This is a genomic window from Pseudoclavibacter sp. RFBJ3, from assembly GCF_002931375.1.
Lineage (GTDB): Bacteria > Actinomycetota > Actinomycetes > Actinomycetales > Microbacteriaceae > Pseudoclavibacter.
In genome coordinates this window covers 101,391-127,535 of the sequence record NZ_PSXZ01000006.1, presented here as the reverse complement: position 1 = coordinate 127,535, position 26,145 = coordinate 101,391, and the positions used below count along the sequence as shown (strand labels likewise).

Here is a 26,145-nt window from a genome sequence, read left to right as displayed (position 1 = left end):
GGGCGACGAAAATGACGTCAACGCTGAACCGTCCAGGCATCACCCCGGTCTCTGAGGCGACCACGGCTCCGAGCCGCTCTGTCGAGCGCAAGGGCAACGTCCTCGTCACCTGGATCACCTCGACGGACCACAAGACCATCGGGTACATGTACCTGATCTCGAGCTTTGTCTGGTTCTGCATCGGCGGAGTCATGGCACTGGTCATCCGCACCCAGCTCTTCGAGCCGGGCATGGAGATCATCGACACCAAAGAGCAGTACAACCAGCTGTTCACGATGCACGGCACGATCATGCTGCTCATGTTCGGAACGCCGCTCTTCTCCGGCTTCGCGAACGTGCTCGTGCCCCTGCAGATCGGCACGGCCGACGTCGCGTTCCCGCGACTGAACGCGTTCGCCTTCTGGCTCTTCACCTTCGGCGCGCTCATCGCGGTCGGTGGCTTCCTCACGCCGGGAGGTGCGGCATCCTTCGGCTGGACGGCCTACGTCCCCTTGTCGACGATGACCTACTCTCCGGGAGTCGGAGGCAACCTCTGGGTTGCCGGGCTCGCGGCGACAGGATTCGCGACGATCTTCGGCGCCGTGAACTTCATCACGACGATCATCACGATGCGTGCACCTGGCATGACGATGTGGCGCATGCCGATCTTCACCTGGAACGCGATGATCACGTCGATCCTCGTGCTGTTCGCGTTCCCCGTTCTCGCGGCTGCCTGGTTCGGCCTGCTCATGGACCGCGTGTTCCTGACGCACATCTACGACGTCGAGGCCGGGGGAGCGATCCTCTACCAGCACCTGTTCTGGTTCTTCGGCCACCCGGAGGTCTACGTCCTCGCGCTGCCGTTCTTCGGGATCGTGTCCGAGATCTTCCCGGCCTTCAGCCGAAAACCGATCTTCGGCTACAAGACCCTCGTGTACGCGACGATCGCCATCGCGGCGCTCTCCGCCTCCGTGTGGGCTCACCACATGTACGTGACGGGCACCGTGCTCCTCCCGTTCTTCGCGCTCATGACGATGCTCATCGCGGTGCCGACCGGTGTGAAGATCTTCAACTGGCTGGGAACGCTCTGGCGTGGCTCGGTCACGTTCGAGACGCCCATGCTGTTCTCGCTCGGCTTCCTCGTCACCTTCGTCTTCGGTGGCTTGACGGGTGTCATCCTGGCCTCGCCGATGCTCGACTTCCACGTGTCTGACACGTACTTCGTCGTGGCTCACTTCCACTACGTCATCTTCGGAACGATCGTCTTCGCAATGTTCGCCGGATTCTTCTTCTGGTGGCCGAAGTGGACGGGGAAGATGCTCAACGAGCGCCTCGGCAAGATCCAGTTCTGGTTGCTGTTCATCGGCTTCCACATGACGTTCCTCATCCAGCACTGGCTCGGCGTCATGGGCATGCCGCGTCGTTACGCGACGTACCAGCCCGAAGACAACTTCACGTGGATGAACCAGCTCTCGACGTTCGGCGCCTTCGTGCTCGCGATCTCGCTGCTGCCGTTCTTCCTGAACGTCTTCATCACGGCCCGCAACGCACCGAAGGTGACCGTCGACGACCCGTGGGGCTACGGCTCCTCGCTCGAGTGGGCGACCAGCTGCCCGCCGCCGCGTCACAACTTCACGTCCATCCCGCGCATCCGCTCGGAGCGTCCGGCATTCGACCTCAACCACCCCGAGGTCGCACCGCACGGCTACCGCGACCTGACGCCAGTCAACGACAAGATCGGAGAACGAGAGTGAAGACCTCAGCACGCCTCCTCTGGGTCCTCGCCGTCTTCTACGCGGTCGTGACCGTCGTCTACACCCTCTGGACTCATGCGGCCCTCGGCCACTACGAGTGGGTTGGCATCGTCGCACTGGCGCTGTCCGGCATCTTCGTGGCCTTCGTCGCGTTCTATCTCGGCAGCTCGGCGAAGCCGTTCCGAGTGCACGTCCTTCCCGAGGACAGGCTCGACGGCGAGATCGCTGACGCTGATCCTGAGCTCGGCTTCTTCCCGCCGCAGAGCTGGTGGCCGTTCGTGCTGGCCCTTGCCGTCGGGCTGATCTTCCTCGGCCTGTCGATCGGCGGATGGTGGTTCGCGTACTTCGCGGCGCCGCTGTTCATCATCGCCATCGTCGGCTGGGTGTTCGAGTACTACCGCGGACGCTACGCCCACTAGGCGTCGTCTGCAGGCTTCCGGCCCGTCCCTCGCAAGAGGGGCGGGCCTTTTGCGGTCTCCGCCGACGAGGCTCGGCGCCACTCTGGTAGCCCCCACGTGCCCCTGTGGCGCTCCTGAGTCGAGCGTGCGTGTTCGTGCACCCGGAGAGGAGCTGAGGGTCCCAGAGCGCGCTGAGGGAGCACGCGCACCTCGGGCCGTGAGGACTCTGCCTCTGCCTCTACCGGATGCCCGCACGTTCGGAGCCCGCTCGGACGCGGGCGGAGCAAGAGCGCCGCTTTCTTGAGTCCGACCCCTACCCGCCTGCATTCGGTGCGCGCCAAGCGTGGGCAGTGCAGTGGAAACGGCGAGGTCCCTCCCGTCTCACTTCCATGGGGCCGCGGCAGTGGGCTGTGGAGACCGTGCGGGAGTCTCTGTGCCGTTGGCACCGTGACCGGACACCACCTCGACTGGTGGTGGACCTCGCGGGGGTCGGCAACGCTGCCGCCCCCTGCTCGTGCCGGTGGCTCCTGGGGTCTCTGTGCCCTCGCGCGACTCCGCGTGCCGGCCAATCACGTGTGGGCTCCCGAGGGCGAGAAGCCACTGCGCTCGGCGAGATCCCGTCTCGGCCAAGCGTCCTCGGCTGGCGGGCTGGGGGACTGGGGGACTGGCTGCGCGGTCTCCGCTCCTGACTCCACGGGGAGCCGGTCGCCGCTGCCCCCGCGCCCTCGCAGGAGGGACCGCCGACGACAAGAGGGGCTGTCAGTCCGCTGATGCGGAATGACAGCCCCTCTTGTGTGCCCGAAGGCTCAGGGAGTCGCTACGGCCTAGTGGTGGCCGTGGTGTGCCTGTTCGATCTCCGTCTTCGTGACGGGCTCGACGCGGTCCTCGAAGAACCAGCGCGACAGAGCGGCGCGCAGGCGCATGGGAGCCGTGATCTTTCCGTCCTCGTTCGGACGGAGCATGATCGGCGCCTGCTCGTTGTAGGAGACGAGCTCCCATCGGTCGTACTTATCGAGCGGAACCTCGACCTCGACGAACTCGCCGTGGGGGAGTCGAAGAACACGTCCCGACTCGACACCGTGCAGCGCAAGCGAACGATCGCGCTTCTGGAGTCCGAGGCAGATCCGCTTCGTGGCGATGTACGCGATGACCGGTCCGAGGATCAGCATCACCTGCAGGAAGTGGATGACGTGCTCCATGGCGAGGTGGAAGTGCGTTGCCATGAGGTCGGAGCTTGCTGCAGCCCACATGACGGCGTAGAACGTGACGCCGGCTGCGCCGATCGCGGTGCGGGTGGGTGCGTTGCGCGGGCGGTCGAGCAGGTGGTGCTCGCGCTTGTCACCCGTGATCCACGCCTCGATGAAGGGGTAGACGACAACCAGCACGATGAAGATTCCGATGAGGATCAGCGGGGTCAGGATCGCGAACGACCACGTGTGGTTGAACCAGTACACCTCCCAGCCGGGCGGGATGAGTCGCAGCATGCCGTCGGCGAAGCCGATGTACCAGTCGGGCTGGGTACCGGCGGAGACGGGGGAGGGGTCGTACGGGCCGTAGTTCCAGACCGGGTTGATCGAGAAGAACGACGCGATGAGGAAGATGAGGCCGAAGATCAGGAAGAAGAATCCGCCTGCCTTGCCGGCGAACACCGGAAGGACCGGGTTTCCCACGACGTTGCCGTTCGTGCGGCCGGGTCCGGGCCACTGCGTGTGCTTGTTGATCACCATGAGGGCCAAGTGCAACGCGATGAACAGGATGACCATCGCGGGCAGGATCATGATGTGCAGCGAGTAGAGGCGCCCGACGATCTCGGTACCGGGGAACTCGCCGCCGAAGAACAAGAAGGAGACCCAGGTTCCGACGAGCGGGATGCCCTTCATGATTCCGTCGATGATGCGCAGGCCGTTGCCGGAGAGCAGGTCATCGGGGAGCGAGTAGCCGGTGAAGCCCTCTGCCATCGCGAGGATGAAGAGCACGAAGCCGACGACCCAGTTGAGCTCGCGGGGCTTGCGGAACGCTCCGGTGAAGAAGACGCGCAGCATGTGGAGCCCGATGGACGCCACGAACAGCAGCGCTGCCCAGTGGTGCACCTGGCGCATGAGCAGTCCGCCGCGGATGTCGAAGGAGATGTCGAGCGTCGACGCCATAGCGGCCGACATGCCCATGCCCTTGAGCGGGAGGTAGGAGCCTTCGTACTCGACGTGGGCCATCGACGGGTCGAAGAAGAACGTCAGGAAGGTTCCGGAGAGCAGGATGACGACGAAGCTGTAGAGCGCGATCTCACCGAGCATGAAGGACCAGTGGTCCGGGAAGATCTTGCGTCCGAACTCCTTGACCGCACCGGAGATGGTGGTGCGCTCGTCGAGGTAGTTGGCGGCGCCGGCGATGAACCCGCCCTCGCGTACCGGAGCTTTATACGTTGTAGTCATGGCGTCGCTCCCAGAAGCTCGGTCCGACAGGTTCGGTGAAGTCGCTCTGCGCGATGAGGTAGCCCTCGTCGTCGACAGCGATCGGCAGCTGCGGGAGCGGGCGTCCCGCCGGTCCGAAGATGACCTCGCAGTGGTTCTTGACGTCGAACTGCGACTGGTGGCACGGGCAGAGCAGGTGGTGCGTCTGCTGCTCGTACAGAGCGACCGGGCAGCCGACGTGCGTGCAGACCTTGGAGTAGGCGACGATTCCGTCGTAGGACCATCCGGCACGGTCCTCGCGCTCGTTGAGCTGGTCAGCGGGCAAGCGCATGAGCAGGACAACTGCCTTGGCCTTCTCCTCGAGCAGGTGGTGCTCGAGGTCGATCAGGCCGTCGGGGATGACGTGGAAGGCAGAACCGTAGGTGACGTCCGCGGCGCGGATCGGCGTTCCCGTGGGGTCGCGGACGAGGCGAGTTCCCTCTTCCCACATAGTGTGGGAGAGCGACTCGACCGGGTCCGGGTTGTTCCCGTTGTAGAGGTCGCGGAAAAGCACGATGCCGGGAAGCGGCATGGCGACAAGGGCTCCGATGAGGGAGTTGCGGAACAGCTTGCGGCGGCTGAAGCCCGACTCCTCGTTCGCCTGCGCGAAGACCTCGACCGCTCGCGAACGAGTGGCGGGGGAGCCCTTGCCCGGGTGGCGGGCCTCGGCCATCTCGTGGTCGGCCATGAGGTACTTGGACCAGGCGACCGTGCCGATGCCGATGGCGAGCATCGCGAGCGCGATGCCGATGCCGAGGAACATGTTGTTCAGGCGGACGGTCGAGATGTCCTCGCGGCTGATCGGCCACACGAAGTAGGCCACGACAGCGAAGATGCTGGCGAGTGCCGAGAACACGAACAGCGCGACGAGGAGGCGCTCAGTGCGCTTCGCCTGCGCGGGGTCCGCGTCCGTGATCCGGTCGCGGTGCGCCGGCATGCCAGGGTTCTCGAAGCCGTCCTTGGGAAGGATCGCGGTCCCGATGTGAGGCGCCCGCTCCGACGAAGGAGCAGTGCGAAGCTCTCCGCCGTGTTCGCCATCAGCCATGGTGATCCCTTTCTGGGTGTGTCTGTTCAGCTGCAGTAAGTCGTTTGGACCCGGGCCGGGTTGCTTCCGGCACTAGTTCGGTCGAGTGGCGATCCAGACCGCCATTGCGACGCCTGCGCCGATTCCGAAGATCCAGATGAAGAGGCCCTCGGAGACCGGACCGAGCGATCCGAGGCTGTTGCCGCCGATCGTGCCGGTGACCTCGGTCTGCCAGCGAATCGCCGTGATGATGTCGGCCTTGTCCTGGGGGGTGAGGTTCGCGTCGTTGAAGACGGGCATGTTCTGCGGGCCCGTGATCATCGCCTCGTAGAGGTGGACGGGTTCGACCGTCATGAGCTCGGGTGCGAACTTTCCTTCGGTGAGGGCGCCGCCCGCACCTGCGACGTTGTGGCACATGGCGCAGTTGATGCGGAACAGCTCTGCTCCACGTGCTGCGTCGCCATCGGCCTGCAGGTACTTCTCGTCGGGGACGGCGGGACCGGGGGCCAGCGAAGCGATGTAGTCGCCGAGGTCCGAGATGCCCTGCTCGTCGAACTGGACGGGCTTGGCGGGGGCCTGGGCGGCGTTGGCCTGCATGGGCATGCGGCCGGTGCCGACCTGGAAGTCGACGGCAGCGGCACCGACGCCGATGAGGCTCGGGCCGTTCTCGGTGCCCGCTGCGTTCATGCCGTGGCAGGTGGCGCAGTTGGCGCCGAAGAGCGCGGCGCCGTTCTCGATGTCTGCGGCGCTGGCGGGGGCCACGTCCTCGGCTGCAGCAGCCGTGGTTGCGGTGTCGATCGCGGTGTACGCGCCGCCGGTCAGCAGGAGGCCTGCGCCGAGGAGAGCCGCGGTGGCGAGGGGGGTGCGGCGGCGAGCCGTCTTGCGGGTCGCCGTCTTCGCAGTCCGTGGTTTGGTCGTTCGGAACATTGGTGTGTTCTCCAGGATCGGGCTACGAGAAGTAGGGCAGCAGGTAGATGACGAAGAAGAGCGCAACCCAGACCACGTCGACGAAGTGCCAGTAGTAGGAGATGCCCAGCGCGCTGCTGACCTCGCGAGTTCCCATGCGGCGGGCAGAGTACATGCGGCCGATCACGAGGAGGAACGTGACGAGTCCGCCGGTCACGTGCAGGCCGTGGAAGCCGGTCGTCATGTAGAAGGCGCTCGTGAACGCGTTCAGGTTGAGGACGTAGCCCTCGCTGACGAACGTGGCGTACTCCCAGACCTGGCCGGCGACGAAGATGCCTCCGAGCAGGACGGTGAGATAGAACCACTCGATCGCGCCCCAGTTCTTGGGGCTCTTGCCTGTGGCGCGGGCCTGCTCGCGCTCAGCCGCGAACGTGCCGAACTGGCACGTGAACGACGAGCTGACGAGGATCAGCGTGTTGATGGTGGCGAAGGGCACGTTCAGCGCACTGTGGCCTTCGGCGAACTGCTCTGGCGCCATAGAGCGCAGAGTGAAGAAGATCGCGAAGAGCCCAGCGAAGAACATCACCTCACTACCGAGCCAAACGATGACGCCGATGGCAGTCGTATTGGGGCGATGGACCGTGTGCACGGCCTGAGCGGTGGTTGCAGCAGTCACCTGACCATTATGACCGATTTCCCAGGTTCCCGAGACAACGCACGGCTGACCGGCGGGTCGCGTCCGATTAGGTGTGCCTGGGTGGTGGACGGCTATCGTTTCCTGCATGACATCGACCGAGACCTGGCCCGGATTGCTCGAGAAGCTCCTTGGCGGTGATGACCTCAGCGTCGCGCAGGCCACGTGGGCCATGCGCCAGGTCATGAGCGGCGACGTCAGCGAAGCACGTCTCGCTGCCTTCCTGGTCGCCCTCCGCGCGAAGGGCGAGACGGTCGAGGAGGTTGTCGGGTTCCGCGACGCGATCCTCGAGCACGCCGTGCCGCTCGAGGTGCCGCCCCTGGCGCTGGACATCGTCGGTACCGGTGGCGACATGGTCGGGACCGTGAACGTCTCGACGATGGCGTCGATGGTCTGCGCCGGTGCGGGGGTCCCCGTCGTGAAGCACGGGGGCGGGGCGTCGAGCGCGAAGTCCGGATCCAGCGACGTTCTCTCGGCTCTTGGCGCAGTCCACACGGCCGACCCTGTTCGAGTGGGACGCATCTTCGAGGAGGTCGGACTCACCTTCGTCTACGCCGCGCAGTTCCACCCGGGGTTCCGCCACGCCAAGAAGGTGCGCGGTGAGCTCGGGGTTCCCACGGTCTTCAACCTGCTCGGCCCCCTCACGAATCCCGCTCGCCCCGAGGCATCGGCCGTCGGGGTCGCCCGCCAGGCCGCCATTCCGCTGATCACCGGGGTCTTCCGCACCCGCGGTGCCACCGCTCTGGTCTTCCGGGGTGACGACGGGCTCGACGAGCTGAGCGTCACCGGCTACAGCCACATCTGGGAGGTGTCGAACGGTGCGATCACCGAACACGATCTCCACCCACGGGACGTGGGCCTCGGCACCTACGACATGCAGGAGCTCCTCGGCGGTCTGCCGGAGGAGAACGCGGCCATCGCCCGCGCTGTGCTGTCCGGGAAGCAGCATGGCGCCGTTCGAGACATCGTGCTGCTCAACGCGGCCGCAGGCCTCGTCGCCTACGACCTCGCGGTGACGCCGGAAGCGGCAGAGCGGCCCCTCCGAGAGCGCCTCGCGGCGCGCATCGCTGACGCAGCGTCCAGCATCGACTCCGGCCGCGCGATCGAGACGCTGGATGCGTGGGTGGCAGCGACTCGCTCCGCGTGAAGCGAGTCGCCGATCGGCGCAGCGGACAGCAGAGTGAGCAACGCGACGACGCCGCACCAGGACAGGGCGAGGCCCTCAGCAGCACACTGCTGAGGGCCTCGGTCGTCGGGAAGCGCGCAGGGCGCTACTTGACGTCCTCGTCAACCCAGTCGAGAGTCTTCGAGACGGCCTTCTTCCAGTTCCGGTAGAGACGCTCGCGCTCTTCCTCCGGCATCTGCGGCGTCCAGCGCTTGTCCTCCTGCCAGTTGGCGGACACCTCGTCCAGGTCCTTCCAGAATCCGACTGCGAGCCCGGCGGCGTAGGCCGCACCGAGCGCGGTCGTCTCCGTGACGACGGGGCGCACCACGTCCGTGTTCAGGATGTCTGCCTGGAACTGCATGAGCGTGTCGTTCGCGACCATGCCGCCATCGACCTTCAGCTCCGCGAGGGGCACGCCGGAGTCCGCGTTGGATGCCTCGAGGACGTCGCGGGTCTGGTATGCCGTGGATTCGAGGGCCGCACGAGCGATGTGGTTCTTGTTGACGAAGCGCGTGAGGCCGACGATGGCGCCGCGTGCATCCGGTCGCCAATACGGGGCGAAGAGCCCGGAGAAGGCCGGGACGATGTAGGTGCCTCCGTTGTCCTCGACCTTGCTGGCCAGGTCTTCGATCTCCGGAGCCGAGTTGATGAGGCCCAGGTTGTCGCGCAGCCACTGCACGAGCGACCCGGTCACGGCGATCGAGCCCTCGAGCGCGTAGACGGGAGCCGCGTCGCCGAGCTTGTAGCAGAGCGTCGTGAGGAGTCCGTTCTCGGACTTCACGATCTTCTCGCCGGTGTTGTAGATGAGGAACGATCCCGTGCCGTACGTGTTCTTCGCCTCGCCCGAGGAGAAGGCCGTCTGGCCGAAGGTGGCCGCCTGCTGGTCGCCGAGGATGCCGGAGATGGGCACCTCGCGCAGCAGTGACTGCGTGCTGGCGTGGCCGTACACCTCGGAGGAGGACTTGATCTCCGGGAGCATCGATGCCGGCACCCCGAACGCGTCGAGGATCGACTGATCCCAGGCGAGCGTCTCGAGGTCCATGAAGAGCGTGCGGGAGGCATTCGTGACGTCGGTGACATGGACGCCTCCGTCGACGCCGCCGGTGAGGTTCCAGAGCACCCAGCTGTCAGTCGTGCCGAAGATGAGGTCGCCGGCCTCGGCGCGCTCCCGCGCACCCTCGACGTTCTCCAGGATCCAGACGATCTTCGTTCCGGAGAAGTAGGTGGCGAGGGGAAGCCCGACGGTGTCCTTGAAGCGCTCGACGCCGCCCTCGGCCGCGAGCCGGTCGACGATGGGCTGCGTGCGCGTGTCCTGCCACACGATGGCGTTGTAGACGGGTTCCCCGGTGGTCTTGTCCCAGACGACGGCGGTCTCGCGCTGGTTCGTGATGCCGATCGTCGCGATGTCGTGCCTGGTGATGTTCGCCTTCGAGAGCGCCTGGCCGATGACCTCTCGCGTGTTGTTCCAGATCTCCTTGGGGTCGTGCTCGACCCAGCCGGCCTTGGGGAAGATCTGCTCGTGCTCGAGCTGCCCGGTCGACACGATCGACCCGGAGTGGTCGAAGACGATGGCTCGCGAGGAGGTGGTTCCCTGGTCGATGGCGATGACGTACTTGCTCACGGAGTGACTCCCTTGTCAGAGGTGCTGATGTGCCAGCGGTGAAAAACGCGATGCTGGACTGGCGCGAGCATCGCTGGTGGTGTCCTGCAGACAGTTTCGGGGCCGGAACTGTGAAGACTCCGGCCCTGAAAGCGTCGAGGTCGCCCTGTGGGTGCTAGGCGCCGAAGGCGGAAGCTGCGGCGGGCAGGATCGCCGTGCCGACGAGGCCGGCGAGGACACCGCCGATGATCGGTCCGACGATCGGAACCCAGGAGTAGCTCCAGTCGCTGCCGCCCTTGCCCTTGATGGGGAGGAAGGCGTGCGCGAGGCGCGGTCCGAGGTCACGCGCTGGGTTGATGGCGTAGCCGGTCGGCCCACCGAGGCTCGCGCCGATGGCCACCACGACGATCGCGACGGCGAGCGGCGCGAGGTTTCCGAGGCTGCCCATGTCGGGCGCGGTCGAGTCCGTGTTCGCCATGGAGAAGGCCGGGAAGTTCTGGAACGCGATGACGGCAAGCACCAGGACGAACGTCGCGATGATCTCGGTCACGGTGTTCCAGCCGAGGCTGCGCTTGGCCGGACCCGTCGCGAAGACCGCGAGCTTCGAACCCGCATCCGGTTCGTCGTCGAAGTGGAGCTTGTAGGCGAGCCAGACGACGACGGCACCGAGGATGGCGCCGATGAGCTGAGCGACGATGCGCAGCCCCACCTCGGCGACGTCCACAGAGCCGCCGGTGACGACGGTGTTGGCCGCGAGTCCCAGCGTCACTGCTGGGTTGAGGTGGCCGCCTGACGCCGCTGACGAGAGCACGCCGATGAAGACGGCGAAGCCCCAGCCGAAGTTGATGAGCAGCCAGCCGCCGCCGTTGCCCTTCGTGTCCTTGAGGACGACGTTGGCGACGACACCGCAACCGAGGAGGACGAGCACTGCGGTGCCCACCAGCTCGGCCAAGAAGATCGATCCTAGATCCACGGGATTGCCTTTCTGGGAAGTTCGATACGGGGCGAGCCCGTGCCGCGATTGAGCGGTTCCTCACCATAGGCACAGGAACAACTCCGACGCGCGTGTTACGAGCGAGTTTCCCGAATTGTGACCCGCCATCGGCACTAGGCTGAGCGTGGCTGCAATGCTGCTGCCGAAATCTCGTCGAGAGGATGATCGTGAAGAAGCTGATCAACGATCCGAAGGACGTTGTCAAGGAAGCGCTCGAGGGTATGGCGCTCGCCCATGCGGATATTCTCCGGGTCGCCCCCGAGCCCGCATTCCTCGTGCGAAACGATGCACCGGTGGAGGGCAAGGTCGGGATCGTCTCCGGCGGCGGCTCAGGGCACGAACCCATGCACGGCGGGCTGGTCGGCTACGGGATGCTCGACGCGGCAGTCCCAGGGCCGGTCTTCACCTCACCGACGCCTGACCCCATCCTCGAGGCCACGAAGGCCGTGGACGCCGGTCGGGGTGTGCTCCACATCGTCAAGAACTACACCGGCGACGTCCTGAACTTCGAGACGGCCTCCGACCTTGCGCTGGCTGAGGATATCGAGGTGCGCACGGTCCTCGTGGACGACGACGTCGCAGTGAAGGACTCGCTCTACACGGCCGGGCGGCGCGGGGTCGCTGGCACGGTGCTCGTGGAGAAGGTCGCCGGGGCGGCGGCAGAGCGCGGAGACGACCTCGACGCCGTCGCAGAGCTCGCGACCAGGGTCAACGCGAACACGAGGTCCATGGGCGTCGCTCTCTCGGCCTGCACCGTGCCGCACGCTGGCGAGCCGAGTTTCGATCTCGCCGAGGATGAGATCGAGATCGGGATCGGCATTCACGGAGAGCCGGGTCGCGCGCGAATCGCGATCGAGCCTGCTGATGCGATTGTCGATCGGCTGCTCGCCCCGATTCTCGAGGATCTGCCATTCGCCTCGGGCGACAATGTGCTGCTGTTTGTCAATGGAATGGGCGGCACCCCGGAAATCGAGCTCTACATCGTGTTCCGTCGCGCCGCGCAGGTACTCAAGGAGCACGGAATTACGGTAACCAGGCACCTTGTCGGGAACTTCACGACATCGCTCGAGATGCAAGGCTGCTCGATCACCGTTCTCAGGCTCGACGACGAACTCACGGCATTGTGGGATGCACCGGTGCACACAGCGGCACTTCGGTGGGGAAGGTAGAACATGACACTCGACGGAAACTGGGCGAGGCGTTGGGTGGAGCTCTCTGCCACCTCGATGGCCGAGAACCGCACTGAGCTCATCCACCTGGATCGCAACATCGGCGATGGCGACCACGGGGAGAACATGGATCGCGGATTCCAGGCCGCGCTCGGGAAGCTCTCCTCGCTCGAGGCGGATGCGACGCCGGCCGACGTGCTGAAGCTGCTCGCGACGACGTTGATCTCCACGGTCGGCGGAGCGGCGGGCCCGCTGTATGGGACGGCGTTCCTGAAGGGCGCCGTCGCGCTCAAGGGCAAGCCCGAGCTGGAGCCCGCGGACGTGGCGGCCTTAGTGGAGGCGGCCTCGGCAGGGCTGCAGCAGCGTGGCAAGGCGCAGCCGGGCGACAAGACCATGGTCGACGCCTGGGCTCCCGCGGCCTCCGCCGCGAGCAAGGCGGCCGCCGCTGGCGACGACGGCGCCGCTGTGCTCCGGGCCGCGGCGTTCGCGGCAGTGGAGGGCGCTGCCGCGACGGAGCCGCTCATCGCCAGGAAGGGCCGAGCGAGCTACCTGGGCGAACGCAGCGCCGGGCACCGGGATCCGGGCGCGCAGTCGACCGCCTACCTCCTTGGTGCCGCTGTCGAGGCGGCTTCATGACGGTCGGCATCGTCGTCGTATCGCACTCTGCACGGATCGCGGAGGGTCTCGTCGAGCTCGCGGGTCAGATGGCGGAGGACGTGACGATCGTCCCTGCTGGCGGCACCGAGGACGGCCGAATCGGCACGAGCTTCGAGCTCATCGAGCGCGCCGTCGCGACGGCGCAGTCCGGCGAGGGAGTCGCCGTCTTCACCGACCTCGGCTCCGCCGTCCTCACTGCCGAGACGGTGCTCGAGATGCTCGACGACGCCGCCGGGGACGTGCGCCTCGTGGACGCGCCGCTCGTCGAGGGCACGGTGGCTGCCGCTGTCGCGGCGGCCGGAGGGGCGTCGCTGGACGCCGTGTCGCGGGCAGGGGAGTCGGCCTGGCAGAGGGACGGTGGCGCGCAGGACGCGTCAGGAGCCGAGCAGTCGGCAGCGTCGGCACCGTCGGCAGCGGATGAGGCTGCGGCTCCCCGCGCGAGCACCAAGGTCGAGATCGTCAACGAGCAGGGGCTGCACGCACGGCCGGCGGCCCAGCTGGTCTCAGTGGCAGGGAAGTTCGATGCGCAGATCACGATCGGCGGGGCCGACGCGGAGAGCCTGCTCCGGATCATCTCCCTCGGGGCCTCGAAGGGGCAGGAGATCGAGGTCTCGGCAACGGGCGCGGAGGCCGAGCAGGCCGTCACCGAGATCGCGGCGCTCATCAGCTCCGGCTTCGGAGAAGCCTGATCTCCGTCAGAATTCAGGCTGAGGCGCCGCCGCGCCGGAGAGGTCTCCGCGCCGCGGTGTCTCAGCCTTCGGTAGAATCAACGCGAGGCGGCGGGACACCCCGCCGCACGCGGCCACCAGGGAGCTCACCGTCATGACCGTCTTCATCATCATCGGAGCGATCGGCCTGGGGCTTCTGGTCTTCTCGCTCTTCTTCGGGGAAGTCCTCGACGTCGATGCTGGCGGGCTGCTCTCCGTTCCCGGCCTGGCCGTCGCGCTCGTCGTCTTCGGCGCCTCGGGTGCCATCACCGACAGCATGGGCCTGCCGCAGTTCTGGGCCTACATCGTCGCGATCGTCATCGGCCTCATCGCCTACATCGGCGCGTCGCTGCTCGTGCGCAACCTGTCGAGAAGCAGCGACGGCGTGCCCCGGGACGTCACGGGAGACACCGGCACGGCGATGTCCAAGATCACGATCTCAAGCGGAGAGGTCGCGCTCGATGGGTCCCACGAGATCGAGCGGCGCCTCGCGTTCGCCGACGGTGAGATCGAGCAGGGCGCGCGCATCCGCGTCGTGCAGCACCTCGGTTCGCGCGTCAAAGTCGAACGCGAATCCATCTGATCGGGAGACGCCCAGCTGGCCGACTCCCTGCGCCGTCGGGCGCCTCATGACCACAGCATGACCACCCACGACCTCCACGACAGGAAATCGACCATATGGACTTGATAACTGCCAACGTCACTGTGATCGGCGTCATCGCGATCATCATCGCGCTGCTCGCCCTCGGAGTGTTCATCGCGTCGCGCATCCGGCGCGTCCCGCCGAACGAGGCGCTCATCATCGTCGGTCGCGGCGCCGGCCAGAAGGCGCAGAGCGACATGACGGGGCAGCGCGTCGTCATCGGCGGCCGCACCTTCGTGTGGCCCATCCTCCAGCAGGGCTTCGCCCTCTCGCTCGAGCAGCGTCAGATCGGCATCCAGGTCGAGGGCGTCGACAAGAACCGCATCAAGATCGCCATCAAGGCCTCCATCAACTTCAAGGTGTCCGGCACCGAGGAAGGCGTTCGCCGCGCGGCCCAGCGCTTCCTCGACCAGCAGGAGGCCCTCACGGACATCATCCGCGAGTCGCTCGAGGGCTCGCTGCGCTCCATCGTCGGAGACATGACGATCGAGCAGATCATCTCCGACCGCAAGAGCCTCTCCGACCGAGTCGTGTCGGAGACGAAGGCCGACCTCATCGAGCAGGGCCTGCAGGTCGACCTCCTCAACATCTCCGACATCTCGACCCCAGGCAGCGACTACCTGCAGAACCTCGGGCGTTCCGAGTCCGCTCGTGCGCGCCAGGTCGCTGAGGTCAGCGAGGCGGAGGCCGCTCGGGTCTCCGAGTTCGCCAAGATCGAGGCGTCCGAGCGTATCGCGGAACGCGAGAAGGAACTCCGACTGCGCCAGGCATCGATCAAGGCCGAGACCGACCGAGCGAACGCAGAGGCTGAAGCGGCCGGTCAGTTCGCTCGCGCCGAGCAGGACCGGCTCGTCGCCCAGCAGGAGCGCGAGGCGCTCATCGAACAGGCCCTCGTGACCCAGGAGCGACTCGACATCGAGATCCGCAAGCCTGCCGAGGCCGACGCCTACGCGAAGGTCCAGCAGGCCAACGCCATCCGCGACACCGAGAACGCGGCGACCGACGCCGAGGTCTACAAGCGCACGCGCACGGCAGAGGCCAACAAGGTCGCCGCCGTCCAGGACGCCGAGGCAGCCGCCGCTGCCGTGCGGTACTCCGGTGAAGCCGACCGTGACCGCCAGATCGCGCTCGCAGCAGGTATTCGCGCCGAGGGTGACGCTCGCGCCGCTGCGATCCAGGCTGAGGGTCTCGCCGAGGCTGCAGCGACCGACGCCAAGGCGCAGGCGCTGCAGAAGTACGGCGAGGCTGCCATCGCGCAGGAGATCATCTCCCGCCTCCCGGAGATCGTCCGCGCCGCGGCCGACCCCATCAGCAACATCGAGAAGCTCACCGTCATCTCGACGGACGGCGCCAGCGCCGTCACGAAGACGGTCGGCTCCGTGCTTGGCGAGGGCACCGAGGTGCTCAAGACCCTCACGGGCATCGACCTGCAGCAGCTGGTCGGCTCGTTCTCGAAGCAGGGCGGCATGAACCCGACCGGCGCGACGAGCGACACGACTCCCGGGGTCTGATCGACCGCGAGACACGCAGCACCGTTCCCGAGACGGGGCGGCCCCGACGGGCCGCCCCGTCTCGTCGTCTGCGGCGGATACACTGACCCGCGTGAGCGCCGCCCCCCTCGAAGATTTCCCGTCGATCTCCCTCGCCGCGTTCCGGCCCAGCCAGCGCGAGGTGCTCAGCCGACTCGTCCCGACTCTCGGGGCTGTTGGCCTCGTCATGTTCTTCGGCTATGCGCTGCTGACCGAGGTCGGTCGCGTGCAGCTCGATCAGCGCGGCTTCCTGCCGCTGCTCCTCGGCTGGCTGGCGATGCTCCTGCTGTGCATCCTGGGTGCGGTCGCGGCGCTCGCCGCTGAGCGGGGAGTGTCGACCGGGCTGCGTTCGTACACTCGCCGGAGGGTGCTGCCGCTCGCGATCGGCCATTCGATCCTCGCCGCAGCCGGTGCGACGTTCTGCAGCTTCTGGATCTCCGGTGGCGCCTACGACCTGCTCACGGTCATGACGTGCACCTTCGTGCTCACGCTCCTGTTCACGGCGTCCGTGCTGGTGCCCGCATACCTGACCGGCTTCGCGAAGGCGGAGGCCGACCGCTCCTAGAGCAGCACCTGCGGGGAGATCTCGACCGTCTGCTCGGGGGGAAGCCCGAACTGCGCTGCAGGGGAAGAGGCTCCGCGGGACATGAGCACGAAGAGCTTGGCGCGCCACGTGGCCATGCCGCTCGCGTGCCCCGGCCTGAGGGCGATCCGCGACAGGAAGAAGATCGCGCTCTCGTTGTCGAACTGCGACACAGTGCCGGCGAGCCGCGCGTCGCGGAGGGAGAGGGGGACATCGCGCCGGTCGAGGAACCCGTAGGTCAGCGTGATGTGCACGAGGCCCTCCGGGGCCGGCCCGATGTCGTCGATGGTGCAGCGCCGGCGCTCCGGGATGTGGGGCACGTCGGCGGTCGCGACTCGCACGAGCAGCACGTGCTCGTGGAGGGCGTGGTTGACGCGGGTGTTGAGCCGAAGCGCCAGGGGAGCCGTGCGTGCCCCGCCGTGCGGATAGACGGCCCATCCCGGCACGCGGGTTGGCTGGTCCAGGAGCAGGCGGCGCATGAGCTCCTGCAGGGTCCCCTCGAGGCGCTCCCGTCGTCCGGTGACGATCTCGCGACCCCGTTTCCAGGTGAGCATGGTCAGGATGAGGGCGCCGGCAAGGACGAGCGGCAGCCAGCCGCCCGCGAAGAACTTCACGAGCCCCGACACGAAGAAGGCGAGCTCGAGGACGACGATGGGGACCGTCACGAGGAGCACTCGGTACCAGGGCCACTCCCACACGAGGCGCAAGTACACGATGAACAGCGAGGAGGTGAGCAGGAACGTCGTGGTGACCGCCAGGCCGTAGGCGGCCGCCAGGTTCTCCGAGTTCCGGAACCCGAGGACGACGCCGATGATCAGCACGAGCAGGAGCAGTGAGACGACCGGGATGTAGATCTGGCCGATGGACGCTCGGGACGTGTGCTTGACCGTGAGATTCGGGAGGAAGCCGAGCCGCATGGCCTGCCTCGCGACCGAGAAGGTGCCGGAGATGACGGACTGCGACGCGATGACCGTCGCGAGCGTCGCGAGGCCGATGAGCGGGAACACGGCCCAGGTGGGCGCCATCCGGAAGAACGGGTTGTCGATGGCAGACGGATCCTCGATCACGAGGGCGCCCTGCCCGAGATAGCAGATCGTCAGGGCCGGGAAGACGACGAAGAGCCAGGCCTTCGAGATGGGGGAGCGGCCGAAGTGGCCGAGGTCCGCGTACAGCGCTTCCGCTCCGGTGACAGCCAGCACGACAGCGCCGAGGGCGACGCCGGCGATGAGCGGTTCGCCGATGATGAAGGCGATGGCGTGGTGCGGGGAGAACGCCGCCAGGATCTCGGGATGCGCCAGGATGTGGGGGATGCCGAGGCACGCGAGGGTGATGAACCAGATCAGCATGATCGGCCCGAAGAGGCGACCGATGCCGCCCGTGCCGAACCGCTGCAGCGCGAAGAGCCCGACGAGCACGACGAGCGCGATGGGAACGACGAGCGCCTCGGTGCCGGGAAGCGCGATCTCGAGTCCTTCGACTGCGGAGAGGACGGAGACGGCCGGGGTGATGACGCTGTCCCCGAAGAACAGGGCGGCGCCGATGATGCCGACGAGGGTCGTCGCGGCCATGGCTCGCCTGGACCCACGGAGCCGGCGCCCGATCAGGGTCGAGAGGGCGAGGATGCCGCCCTCGCCCTCGTGATCGGCCCGGAGCACGAAGAGCACGTACTTGACGGTCACGAGCAGCGTCACGGCCCAGATGATGAGCGAGATGAGTCCGTACACGTGCGCGATGCTGGGCTGCACGACGCCGTCGTGCTCCGAGAACACCGCCCGCAGCGCGTACAGGGGGCTCGTGCCGATGTCGCCGAAGACGATGCCGATGGCGGCGACGCCGACCGCCGAGCGGGCGAGGAGGGTGCCGCTTGTGCGGGGGTGAGAGGCGGCGGCGGCCTCGGGTCGCGCAGTGCGCAGATCGTGCATGCGACCAATGTAGACCCGGGAGTCGAGCTTCCTGAGCCACCACTAGAATTCGTGGGTTCGGCATCGACCAGTATCGAGGGGGTTCCGGTGACCAGCAGGGCTATCCAGACCGAAGCGCAGCATCCACGTGGCGATGAGACGGGCGACGGCGGCCTCCGGCGTGGGCTCAAGTCCCGCCACCTGCAGCTGCTCGCCATCGGCGGGGCGATCGGAACGGGGCTCTTCCTCGGCTCGGGGACGACGATCAGTCTCGCGGGCCCCTCGATCATCTTCGTGTACGCGATCGTCGGGTTCGCGCTCTTCTTCGTGATGCGCGCGCTGGGGGAGCTGCTGCTCTCCAACCTCGGCTACAAGACCTTCGGGGATGTCGCGGCTGACCTCATCGGGCCCTGGGCCGGGTACGTGGTCGCCTGGACGTACTGGCTGGCGTGGGTCATCACGGTCATCGCGGACATCGTGGCGATCACCGGGTACGTGGCGTTCTTCAACGACGGCATCCCCGCCTGGGTGCCGGCGATCGCGACGGCCATCGGCCTGCTCCTCCTCAACCTGCAGCCCGTGAAGGCGTTCGGCGAGACCGAGTTCTGGTTCGCGATCATCAAGGTCGTCGCGATCCTCGCCCTGATCGCCGTCGGCATCGTCCTGCTCGTGACCGGGTTCACGAGCGCGGACGGCGTGACGGCGTCCGTCTCCCACCTCTGGGATCAGGGCGGCATGTTCCCGTTCGGGATCAGCGGCTTCATCCTGGGGTTCCAGATGGGGGTCTTCGCCTTCGTCGGCATCGAGCTCGTCGGAACGGCGTCAGCCGAGGCTGAGGACCCGGAGAAGAACCTGCCGAAGGCCATCAACTCGGTGGTCGTTCGCATCCTCGTCTTCTACGTCGGCGCCCTGGTCATCATCATGTCGGTCACTCCGTGGAACCTGATCGAGCCGGGGGTGAGTCCCTTCACCTCCATGTTCGAGCTCATCGGCTTCCCGGCCGCGGCGATCGTCGTGAACCTGGTGGTGCTCACGTCTGCCGCCTCGAGCGCCAACTCCGGCTTCTACTCGTCCACGCGGATGCTCTACGGCCTCGCGAAGGACGGCCAGGCCACGAGGCGCTTCGGGCTCCTGAACGCACGCGGCGTGCCGACGCAGGGCGTCTTCTTCACGACGGCGTTCCTGTTCGCGGCCCTCCCGGTGCTGGCTCTCGGCGACAACGTCATGGCGGCGTTCACCGTGGTGACCTCGGTGAGCTCGCTGAACTTCATCGCGACCTGGACGTTCATCCTGGTCAGCTACCTCATGTTCCGGAAGAAGCGTCCCGAGCTCCATGAGGCCTCGAAGTTCAAGATGCCGGGTGGACGCTTCATGCCGTGGGTCGTGCTGGCCTTCTTCGTCTTCATCCTGGTCGCGCTGTTCCTGGGGGAGGACACACGTGCGGGCCTCATCGTCCTGCCCTTCTGGTTCCTCGGCCTCGGGCTGATGTGGCGGTTCGTGATCAGCAAGCGGGTCGAGCGAGCCAGAGCGGAGGAGCGCTCACCGTCTCAGTCGGAGAAGGCCTGACCGCGCGCGCCGACGATGGACCTCAGCATGGAGCGGAGGATCCCGAAGAACCCGAGGAGGCCGATCACTGCGCCGAGGAGGTTGAAGAGCTCCAGGCCAGGAGCCAGGGTCGGGCCGCCTCCGGCGACCACGAGCACGATCGCGAGGATCACCGCAGTCAGCGCGACCGCGGTGTCGATTCCCCGGCTCACCAGCCCGCCGAGCCAGCTGCGGTCCTGGCGGTCGGAGAACGGGCTCACTCGCACGCTCAACTCGCCGTCCTCGAGCTTCGAGACGATCGTGTCGATGCGGTTCGGCATGCGCGCCGCGTACGCGGCAGCGACCGCGGCCTTCGCCTGAGCGGTGCCGATGACCCGCTTGAGGGCGAGCAGCTGCTTCAGCAGCTCCGGCACGAACGGCAGCGCCCGCTGCACGAAGTCGAAGTCGGGCTCGATCACTCGAAGGCAGCCCTCGAGCGTCGCGAAGCTGCGGAACGCGGATGCCAGGGTGGAGGGGAGCGCCAGGTGGTGCTTCCGGATGACGTCGAGCATCATCGTGAAGATCGACCCCTCTCCGCGCGGCCAATGCTGGACCGAGGTGAGCGCTATCCCGATGTCGTGACGGAACGCGTCGACGTCGAGGTCCTCCGGCGCGTCCACGATGAGCAGGAGGGCGTCGGCCGCTGAGACGTCGTCGTCGCTCGCCGCGGAGAGGAGGAACGCCGCAAGATGTTCGCGCTGGCTTCGCTGGACGATCCCGATCGCCCCGAAGTCGATCAGGCCGAGCGAGCCGTCGTCCCGGATGAACACGTTCCCAGGATGCAGATCCGCGTGGAACACGCCGTAGACGAGGATCTGCTCGATCACCGTCTCCATGAGCGTCTGCGCGAGGTCGTGTCGTGCTTCCGGGCCGAGCGCTCCGAGGCGCTCGTCCGCCGAGCTCAGCGGGCTGCCGTCCATGACATCCATCGTCAGCACCCTGCGGGTGCTCGCCGCGGTGTAGACGGACGGGATGGCGATCTTCTGGAGCCTCGGCGACCCCGCGTGGATGTCGCGCATCGTGCTCTCGATCATGTGCACGTTGCGGGCCTCGACCCGGTAGTCCAGTTCCTCCGCGAGCGTGGTCGTGAAGCCGGCGGCCATCGCGGAGAGGCGCATCTCCCTGCCGAGTGCCGTGTGGGTCTCCGCCCGGTCCGCGAGGCGCCCGATGATGTCGACGTCCGCCTCGACCTGCGCCCGCGCGTCAGGTCGCTGGACCTTGACGACCACGGGTGTGCCGTCGACCAGCCGGGCGCGGTGCACCTGGGCGACGGAGGCCGCGGCCAGGGGAGTGGAGTCGATCTCCCCGAACACGGTGTCCAGCGGCACCCCGAGCTCGCTCTTGAGCACCGCTTCGATCTCGGGCCATGGCACGGTCGTGGCGTTCGACTGCAGCCGTGCGAGGGCGGACAGGTAGGGCTCGGGCACGAGGTCTCGCCTCGTCGAGAGCACCTGGCCGAGCTTGACGAAGGTGACGCCGGCGTTGTTGATCGTCGTGACCAGCGCATCCGCTCGCTGCTGGGCGGTCGTACGCCCCTCGTTGGCGGGGCTCCGGCGCCCGTGCAGGAGCCACCCTGCGCCGTCGCGCGAGGCGATCGTGAGGATCTGCAGGTATCGCCTCGTGCGGCTCCGGCGGCGAATCGCGGAGCGCACGAGCTCGATCGGGTTGGGGAAGGCCCTCGTCGGGATCGTCGCCTCGAGGGCCACGAGGATCAGCACGCCAAGCGCGAAGATCCACGAGACGGCGAGGAGGACGACGACGACCACGACCGTGAAGTTGGTCTCCCCGTCTTCGAGCTGGTCGACGCCCGTCTCGCGGATGATCCAGTTGCCGAACGGGATCGAGGCGACCACGACGAGCGCGCCGACGATGATCGAGCGGATGTAGCCGATCGGCACACCGAGCACCCGGCGGGCGACGAGCCCAACGAGGATGGCGGCGAGGATGGCGACGGCGATCAGCAGGGCGTTGGCGAACACGGCGCTCCTCGTGGTGTGGGGTCCCGCCCAGGCTAGCGGCAAGGCCGATCGCCGGGCCACGCCCGGGTCCGAACCGAGCCTCTCCTGCCGCTCGGCCGCAACGCCGTAGTGCCCAGGCAGGGACTCCCGTCAGCGCAGGTAGGGGAGGTGGGGCGCGGCGTCCTCCGCGAACTGACGCAGGATGCGCCGCTGCGTTTCGGCCGGGTAGTCGAAGGGGAGTGCGATGACCAGCTCGTCGGCCGCGTGGATGCCGGCATCGTCGATGAGCGCCTCGGCGATCTGCTCGCCAGATCCGTGCGCGACCCGCCCGAATTGGAAGGGCAGCGGCCCCTCGCCGACACTCGCTGCGCGCTCGGCGTCGCGCTCGAGCAGCCACTCCAGCTCAGCACGTTCGGTCGCCGAGTCGAAGGGCACGATGGCGCGACTCACGGATGCGAAGGAGGGGGAGGCGGGGGATGAGCGCACCTTGGCGTGTTCGTCGCGGTACGTGCGAATCGACTGGGCCTGGGTGTCCTCGAAGCCGAGCTCGCCGATTTCCGTGTTGAGCGTCGACAGCTGGAGCCGGAGGCCGCGGGCGCCGGCCTTCTGCGCGCTGGTGCCGCCACCGGCGCCGTAGGCCACGCGGTCTCGCAGGCCCGGGCTGTGCGGCTGCACGGTGAGCTCGGCACCCGCCTTGGCAAACGAGAGATCCGACTCGGCCGTCGCGACCGTGCGCCCCTCGAGCGCTGCGAGGAAGCTCGAGAGTCGAGCGTCGACGAGCGCCCTGATGTCATCGCCCTCGATCTCACCGAATGCCTGCGAGAACGTCGACTCCGTGGCCGCGTACCCGGAACTGAGCCCGAGCTCGAGCCGGCCCTCCGAGAGCAGGTCGAGCGTCGCCGCGTCCTCGGCGAGCCTCACGGGCTGCTCGAATCGCAGGGGAGTGACGCTCGTTCCGATCCTGATGCGCTTCGCACGCTGCGAGACCGCCGCGAGGAACGTGAACGGCGAGGAGAGGTACGTCTCGAGGTGACGGTGGCGCACGTAGCCGGTGTCGTAGCCGAGGTCTTCCGCGTACTCGAAGAGCTCGAGGCCCTCCTGGAGTCCGAGCGAGGCGTTCGAGGACACTCGTGTGTGCTCGACGAAGGCCAGGAAGGAGAGGCGCTTGCGGGTGGTGGCTACGGGGTGGGTGTCTGGCTCGCTCATGATGCCCTCAGCATCCCGCTGGCCGGGGAGCTCGAATGGCGCCTTGGTCACGCGGCGTAAAGACCGGTAAGGCGGCGAAAGGCCTCGTCTCGCGGGCGCAGGGCACCAGCGGAAGCCCGGCGTCTGCTCGTAATGTCATAATGTGCATTATCGGATGTCGTGAAACCCGGCCTGGACTGCGCGGGTTCTGCCTCGGTGATCAAGTAGGCTGTGAGTGCACGGTGAGTACTTCGCCGTGGCAGACTTCGTGGCCTGAGCCACATCGAGATCCTGGGAGCCGACACTCGTGAGCGTTCTGATTGCCATCGGTTGCATCATCATCTTCGGCGCCGGACTCTGGTGCTACGGCCTGGCGTTCCAGGTCGACGGCGACACGCTTCGCCTTCTCGTGTTCCTCGCCGGCATCCTGCTGAACTCGCTGGCGCTCTTCATTCCGTGGCAGCTCGTGGGACAAAGCCGCAAGTAGCGACCGAAGCCTCCCGCGCGGTGTTCACCCCCAGCATCGACATCAGCGTCCGGATCAAGGCTCCAGCTGAGCTCATCTGGCAGGCGCTGGTCGATGAAGACCTGCGCGAGCTCTGGTGGGCCGATTCTGAGTTCAAGATCAAGCGCGGTGCGAAGATCACGGCTCGATCGCTCCGGCCAGGCAAGAAGAAACCCCGTATCACCACGGGAAACATTACCAAGATCGACGCGCCAGAGGAACTCCACTTCACGTGGAAGACGAAATCCGGCGAGTTCGAGACCGATGTTGTGCTCGTCGTCGTCCAGCAGAACGACAAGAAGAGCAAGGTGCGAGTCCTCGAGCAGGGGTTCCCCCGCGGTGACTACGCCGAGATCCACGTGGCCAAGTACCGCGATGGCTGGCGTGAGCACCTCCTCCAGCTCCAGGAGCTGTTCGAGGATGGACCCGGCCGGAAGCTCGCGACGAACTCGCTCAAGAACGCCTGACGTCGCCGCTGATCGCCGAACATCGGCGGTGCTCACGACGACGCTGGTCAGAACGACGATGCCCGGACCAGCTGGTCCGGGCATCGTCGTTCGCGACAGCAGAATCCCCGCGTCTAGGCCTCGGCGGCGAAGCCCGACGTGTCGCCGATGAGGCGGATGTTGTCGGCAGGAACCGGCTCGACGACGGCCTTCGTCACCTCGGCCGCGAACTCCTGCACGTTGTAGAGCTTGCCGGCCTCTTCGCGACGGGCGGCGATCGCGCCCGGGTTGAGGCGGTCGAGCAGCGTCGCGGTGATCGTGCCCTCGATCATGTCGCCGGAGACGACGACGAACTCGATGCCGCGCTCGGCGAGCTCCGGAACTCGCTCGAGGAGCGCGTCCTCCCCCGCCCGCTTCGAGCTGGCGACTGCCTCGTACTCGGGCATCGTGGGCGTCGTGCGGATGAAGTGCGCCTGGTGGCTCGTCACGAAGACGACACGGCCCCCGTCACGCATGAGCTCGAGCGCGCCAGTGAGCGTCTCGACCTGCGCGTCGCGGTTGAGCTTCAGCGCGTAGTCCTCTCCGAGGCCCGACTCCATGCCGCCCGAGGCATTGAGGACAAGCACGTCGAGGCCCCCATACTCGCGCTCGATGGTCGAGAAGAGCTCCTGGCGGCTCCCGGCGTCGGTGAGGTCGGCACCGACGGCGATCGCGGTACCACCGTCGGCCGCGATCGCGTCGACGAGCTTGACGGCCCGCGCTTCCTTGTTGCGGTAGTTCACGACGACCTTGGCGCCAGCCTGCGCGAGGAACTTGACGGTGTCCGCGCCGATGCCGCGGGAAGAACCCGTGACAAGCGCACGCTTGCCCTCGAGTGCTCCGGCGGCCAGCGGGTTGAGAATCTGTTCAGCCATGTGCTCGATTCTATTGGGCGTGACGAGAGCCGGGCGCACTACCGTTGGACGCATGCAGCACCCGTACCTGGATGGCGCTCCCCCACGTGTCCTCGCCCACCGCGGGCTCGCGCTGCGGGCCACGGAGAACACCAGCGAGGCCTTTCGCGCCGCCCTCGACGTCGGCGCCACCCACATCGAGACGGATGCCCGTGCATCCAGGGACGGGCGCGCGGTGCTCTGGCACGACGCGACCCTCGAGGGCTTCGACGGGAGCGATCGGAGCCTCGCCGGCTCCCCCATCGCCGAGCTGACGCGGCTGACGTCGGCCGGGCGCACTCCTGGGGCGCTGCTGCTCCCCCTCGACGAGGCACTCGACGCCTTCCCGCAGGCTCGATTCAACATCGACGTCAAATCAGCGGATGCCGTCGACGCCGTCGCTGCCGCCGTTCGACGGACGAACGCGCAGCGACGAGTGCTCGTCACGTCGTTCTCAGCTCGTCGTCTGCAGCTGACCGCGACTCTCATTCCAGAGGCAGCCCGCGGGGCCGCGAGCTCCGCCATCGCGGCCGCGCTCGTCGGCGTGTCGCTGCGGTCGCGTGGGATGCTGCATCGGGCGCTCCGGGGCGTCTCAGCGGTGCAGATTCCCGAGCGGGCCGCGCGGATCGACCTGCTCTCCCCCACGAGGCTGCGAGCCTTCCACCGCCACGTGCCGGAAGTGCACGTCTGGACGATCAACGACCCGTCGAAGATGGCGGAGCTCCTCGAGCGAGGCGTCGACGGTCTCGTGACGGACCGCGCGGATCTTGCCGTCGAGGTCGTTCGAAGCCGCGGGAATGTGTGAGTTTCGAAGGAAAAGGGCGAACGCGCGGGAATACCGCGGCACAATGGGACGTTGGGACGATAGAAGTAGAACCGCACTGACGAGGAGAGGAGGTCAGCAATGGCTGATCGGAGTCTGCGCGGAATGCGGCTCGGCGCACAGAGCCTGCAGAGTGACGAGGGCGTTGTCCTTGTCGACCGCCAGGTGCGAACGTACGAGACGACCCTGGGTGAGCGCTTCGCCGTCACCTTCGCCGCTGAAGCGGAGGTGCCCGAGGTCTGGGCATCGCCGAAGAGCGGCAACGAGGGTCGGTTGCTCGACGAGGGCGGCGAGCAGGTCGCCTACGAGGCGCCGGAGCAGAAGCACCAGCGCACTCACTGGGACATGCTGCTCGAGCGTCGTACGCGGGAGGAGCTCGAAGAGGTCCTCCAGGAGCGGCTCACGTTCCTGCGCTCACGGCGCGGAACCAAGGGCGCGAAAGACGTCTGACCCCCGCTGGTCGCTCAGCGAGCGACCGTGACTGTCGAAAGGGACGAGGCCTTCTGGCTTCGTCCCTTTCGTGTGTCCGGTCGCTGCGCCACCGCCGGGTCCGTCTCGGACT

24 protein-coding genes are annotated in these 26,145 nt (G+C 67.2%); 14 read left to right on the top strand and 10 right to left on the bottom strand.

All coding sequences use genetic code 11. From position 1 onward, the window contains the following. Window positions 1-11 precede the first annotated feature (11 nt). Together ctaD and C5E07_RS08120 are read left to right on the top strand one after the other, a co-directional pair. Window positions 12-1,733: a cytochrome c oxidase subunit I gene (gene ctaD / locus C5E07_RS08125; RefSeq protein WP_104241157.1), complete on the top strand. Its 1,722-nt coding sequence runs from the start codon at window positions 12-14 to the stop codon at window positions 1,731-1,733. Beyond that, window positions 1,730-2,152, top strand: a complete 423-nt coding sequence (locus tag C5E07_RS08120; protein WP_104241158.1) for a cytochrome c oxidase subunit 4 — start codon at window positions 1,730-1,732, stop codon at window positions 2,150-2,152. The genes ctaD and C5E07_RS08120 overlap by 4 nt, the downstream gene beginning before the upstream one ends. Window positions 2,153-2,955: 803 nt before the next feature. Here C5E07_RS08120 and C5E07_RS08115 read toward each other — a convergent pair. The 4 genes from C5E07_RS08115 to C5E07_RS08100 all read right to left on the bottom strand — a co-directional run bounded on the left by C5E07_RS08115 (window position 2,956) and on the right by C5E07_RS08100 (window position 7,184). After that, the gene (locus C5E07_RS08115; protein WP_104241160.1) at window positions 2,956-4,560 is read right to left on the bottom strand and encodes a cytochrome bc complex cytochrome b subunit; all 1,605 of its coding nucleotides are present in this window, start codon (window positions 4,558-4,560) and stop codon (window positions 2,956-2,958) included. After that, window positions 4,544-5,623, bottom strand: a complete 1,080-nt coding sequence (locus C5E07_RS08110; RefSeq protein WP_104241161.1) for a ubiquinol-cytochrome c reductase iron-sulfur subunit — start codon at window positions 5,621-5,623, stop codon at window positions 4,544-4,546. The genes C5E07_RS08115 and C5E07_RS08110 overlap by 17 nt, the downstream gene beginning before the upstream one ends. A 72-nt stretch (window positions 5,624-5,695) precedes the next feature. After that, window positions 5,696-6,529, bottom strand: coding sequence for a c-type cytochrome (locus tag C5E07_RS08105; protein WP_104241162.1), 834 nt, complete (start codon window positions 6,527-6,529; stop codon window positions 5,696-5,698). A 22-nt stretch (window positions 6,530-6,551) separates the two neighbouring features. After that, the gene (locus tag C5E07_RS08100) at window positions 6,552-7,184 is read right to left on the bottom strand and encodes a heme-copper oxidase subunit III (RefSeq protein ID WP_236558405.1); all 633 of its coding nucleotides are present in this window, start codon (window positions 7,182-7,184) and stop codon (window positions 6,552-6,554) included. Window positions 7,185-7,290: 106 nt separating this feature from the next. Here C5E07_RS08100 and trpD point away from each other — a divergent pair, with 106 nt between their 5' ends. Then, window positions 7,291-8,349 carry an anthranilate phosphoribosyltransferase gene (gene trpD / locus C5E07_RS08095; RefSeq protein ID WP_104241164.1) on the top strand — a complete coding sequence of 353 codons (1,059 nt, stop codon included), beginning with the start codon at window positions 7,291-7,293 and terminating at the stop codon, window positions 8,347-8,349. 124 nt (window positions 8,350-8,473) lie between these two features. On the opposite strand, the gene glpK is transcribed toward trpD, so the two are convergent. Together glpK and C5E07_RS08085 are read right to left on the bottom strand one after the other, a co-directional pair. Beyond that, entirely contained in the window at window positions 8,474-9,988 is a 1,515-nt protein-coding gene (glpK, locus tag C5E07_RS08090; protein ID WP_104299056.1) for a glycerol kinase GlpK, read from the bottom strand. A gap of 154 nt (window positions 9,989-10,142) precedes the next feature. Then, complete coding sequence (locus tag C5E07_RS08085) at window positions 10,143-10,940, bottom strand: MIP/aquaporin family protein (RefSeq protein WP_104241166.1); 798 nt, start codon at window positions 10,938-10,940, stop codon at window positions 10,143-10,145. A gap of 188 nt (window positions 10,941-11,128) precedes the next feature. Here C5E07_RS08085 and dhaK point away from each other — a divergent pair, with 188 nt between their 5' ends. From dhaK to C5E07_RS08055, 6 genes are all read left to right on the top strand, one after another. Further along, window positions 11,129-12,130 (top strand): dihydroxyacetone kinase subunit DhaK, encoded by a 1,002-nt coding sequence (dhaK, locus tag C5E07_RS08080; RefSeq protein WP_104299183.1) that lies wholly within the window; start codon window positions 11,129-11,131, stop codon window positions 12,128-12,130. Window positions 12,131-12,133: 3 nt separating this feature from the next. Further along, window positions 12,134-12,766 (top strand): dihydroxyacetone kinase subunit DhaL, encoded by a 633-nt coding sequence (gene dhaL / locus C5E07_RS08075; protein WP_104299055.1) that lies wholly within the window; start codon window positions 12,134-12,136, stop codon window positions 12,764-12,766. Beyond that, window positions 12,763-13,476 (top strand): dihydroxyacetone kinase phosphoryl donor subunit DhaM, encoded by a 714-nt coding sequence (gene dhaM, locus C5E07_RS08070; RefSeq protein ID WP_104299054.1) that lies wholly within the window; start codon window positions 12,763-12,765, stop codon window positions 13,474-13,476. Before dhaL ends, dhaM begins: the two co-directional genes overlap by 4 nt. A 133-nt stretch (window positions 13,477-13,609) precedes the next feature. Further along, the gene (locus tag C5E07_RS08065) at window positions 13,610-14,077 is read left to right on the top strand and encodes an NfeD family protein (RefSeq protein ID WP_104299053.1); all 468 of its coding nucleotides are present in this window, start codon (window positions 13,610-13,612) and stop codon (window positions 14,075-14,077) included. Between the two features lie 95 nt (window positions 14,078-14,172). Beyond that, complete coding sequence (locus C5E07_RS08060; protein ID WP_104241170.1) at window positions 14,173-15,648, top strand: flotillin family protein; 1,476 nt, start codon at window positions 14,173-14,175, stop codon at window positions 15,646-15,648. Window positions 15,649-15,739: 91 nt separating this feature from the next. Beyond that, the gene (locus C5E07_RS08055) at window positions 15,740-16,231 is read left to right on the top strand and encodes a hypothetical protein (protein ID WP_104299052.1); all 492 of its coding nucleotides are present in this window, start codon (window positions 15,740-15,742) and stop codon (window positions 16,229-16,231) included. Here C5E07_RS08055 and C5E07_RS08050 read toward each other — a convergent pair. Then, window positions 16,228-18,171 (bottom strand): potassium transporter Kup, encoded by a 1,944-nt coding sequence (locus C5E07_RS08050; protein WP_104241172.1) that lies wholly within the window; start codon window positions 18,169-18,171, stop codon window positions 16,228-16,230. The two genes, C5E07_RS08055 and C5E07_RS08050, sit on opposite strands and share 4 nt — an antisense overlap. An 87-nt stretch (window positions 18,172-18,258) precedes the next feature. Here C5E07_RS08050 and C5E07_RS08045 point away from each other — a divergent pair, with 87 nt between their 5' ends. Next, the gene (locus C5E07_RS08045) at window positions 18,259-19,716 is read left to right on the top strand and encodes an amino acid permease (protein ID WP_258063116.1); all 1,458 of its coding nucleotides are present in this window, start codon (window positions 18,259-18,261) and stop codon (window positions 19,714-19,716) included. Here the strand turns inward: C5E07_RS08045 and C5E07_RS08040 are convergent. Next, window positions 19,698-21,713: an AarF/ABC1/UbiB kinase family protein gene (locus C5E07_RS08040; RefSeq protein WP_104299051.1), complete on the bottom strand. Its 2,016-nt coding sequence runs from the start codon at window positions 21,711-21,713 to the stop codon at window positions 19,698-19,700. The genes C5E07_RS08045 and C5E07_RS08040 overlap by 19 nt on opposite strands. Before the next feature lie 129 nt (window positions 21,714-21,842). Then, a complete protein-coding gene (locus C5E07_RS08035; RefSeq protein ID WP_104299050.1) occupies window positions 21,843-22,949 on the bottom strand; it encodes an LLM class flavin-dependent oxidoreductase in 1,107 nt (368 codons plus the stop codon). A gap of 235 nt (window positions 22,950-23,184) precedes the next feature. Here C5E07_RS08035 and C5E07_RS19455 point away from each other — a divergent pair, with 235 nt between their 5' ends. Together C5E07_RS19455 and C5E07_RS08030 are read left to right on the top strand one after the other, a co-directional pair. After that, on the top strand, window positions 23,185-23,364 hold the full coding sequence (locus tag C5E07_RS19455; RefSeq protein ID WP_160071711.1) for a hypothetical protein: 180 nt from the start codon (window positions 23,185-23,187) through the stop codon (window positions 23,362-23,364). 20 nt (window positions 23,365-23,384) lie between these two features. After that, complete coding sequence (locus C5E07_RS08030) at window positions 23,385-23,849, top strand: SRPBCC domain-containing protein (protein WP_181057882.1); 465 nt, start codon at window positions 23,385-23,387, stop codon at window positions 23,847-23,849. Between the two features lie 113 nt (window positions 23,850-23,962). Here C5E07_RS08030 and C5E07_RS08025 read toward each other — a convergent pair whose 3' ends face one another. Then, window positions 23,963-24,742 carry an SDR family oxidoreductase gene (locus tag C5E07_RS08025; RefSeq protein WP_258063809.1) on the bottom strand — a complete coding sequence of 260 codons (780 nt, stop codon included), beginning with the start codon at window positions 24,740-24,742 and terminating at the stop codon, window positions 23,963-23,965. Between the two features lie 52 nt (window positions 24,743-24,794). On the opposite strand from C5E07_RS08025, the gene C5E07_RS08020 reads away from it, so the two are divergent. Together C5E07_RS08020 and C5E07_RS08015 are read left to right on the top strand one after the other, a co-directional pair. Next, complete coding sequence (locus C5E07_RS08020; RefSeq protein ID WP_181057880.1) at window positions 24,795-25,565, top strand: glycerophosphodiester phosphodiesterase family protein; 771 nt, start codon at window positions 24,795-24,797, stop codon at window positions 25,563-25,565. 99 nt (window positions 25,566-25,664) lie between these two features. After that, a complete protein-coding gene (locus tag C5E07_RS08015; RefSeq protein ID WP_068479689.1) occupies window positions 25,665-26,033 on the top strand; it encodes an RNA polymerase-binding protein RbpA in 369 nt (122 codons plus the stop codon). The last annotated feature ends 112 nt before the right edge of the window (window positions 26,034-26,145 follow it).

Excerpts from the sequence above, each read along its gene's own strand:
- C5E07_RS08025 (WP_258063809.1), bottom strand. The coding sequence starts at position 24,742 with ATGGCTGAACAGATTCTCAACCCGCTGGCCGCCGGAGCACTCGAGGGC.
- C5E07_RS08105 (WP_104241162.1), bottom strand. The coding sequence starts at position 6,529 with ATGTTCCGAACGACCAAACCACGGACTGCGAAGACGGCGACCCGCAAG.
- C5E07_RS08015 (WP_068479689.1), top strand. The coding sequence starts at position 25,665 with ATGGCTGATCGGAGTCTGCGCGGAATGCGGCTCGGCGCACAGAGCCTG.
- C5E07_RS08110 (WP_104241161.1), bottom strand. The coding sequence starts at position 5,623 with ATGGCTGATGGCGAACACGGCGGAGAGCTTCGCACTGCTCCTTCGTCG.
- C5E07_RS08065 (WP_104299053.1), top strand. The coding sequence starts at position 13,610 with ATGACCGTCTTCATCATCATCGGAGCGATCGGCCTGGGGCTTCTGGTC.
- dhaM (WP_104299054.1), top strand. The coding sequence starts at position 12,763 with ATGACGGTCGGCATCGTCGTCGTATCGCACTCTGCACGGATCGCGGAG.
- ctaD (WP_104241157.1), top strand. The coding sequence starts at position 12 with ATGACGTCAACGCTGAACCGTCCAGGCATCACCCCGGTCTCTGAGGCG.
- C5E07_RS08050 (WP_104241172.1), bottom strand. The coding sequence starts at position 18,171 with ATGCACGATCTGCGCACTGCGCGACCCGAGGCCGCCGCCGCCTCTCAC.
- trpD (WP_104241164.1), top strand. The coding sequence starts at position 7,291 with ATGACATCGACCGAGACCTGGCCCGGATTGCTCGAGAAGCTCCTTGGC.
- dhaL (WP_104299055.1), top strand. The coding sequence starts at position 12,134 with ATGACACTCGACGGAAACTGGGCGAGGCGTTGGGTGGAGCTCTCTGCC.
- C5E07_RS08020 (WP_181057880.1), top strand. The coding sequence starts at position 24,795 with ATGCAGCACCCGTACCTGGATGGCGCTCCCCCACGTGTCCTCGCCCAC.
- C5E07_RS08115 (WP_104241160.1), bottom strand. The coding sequence starts at position 4,560 with ATGACTACAACGTATAAAGCTCCGGTACGCGAGGGCGGGTTCATCGCC.
- C5E07_RS08060 (WP_104241170.1), top strand. The coding sequence starts at position 14,173 with ATGGACTTGATAACTGCCAACGTCACTGTGATCGGCGTCATCGCGATC.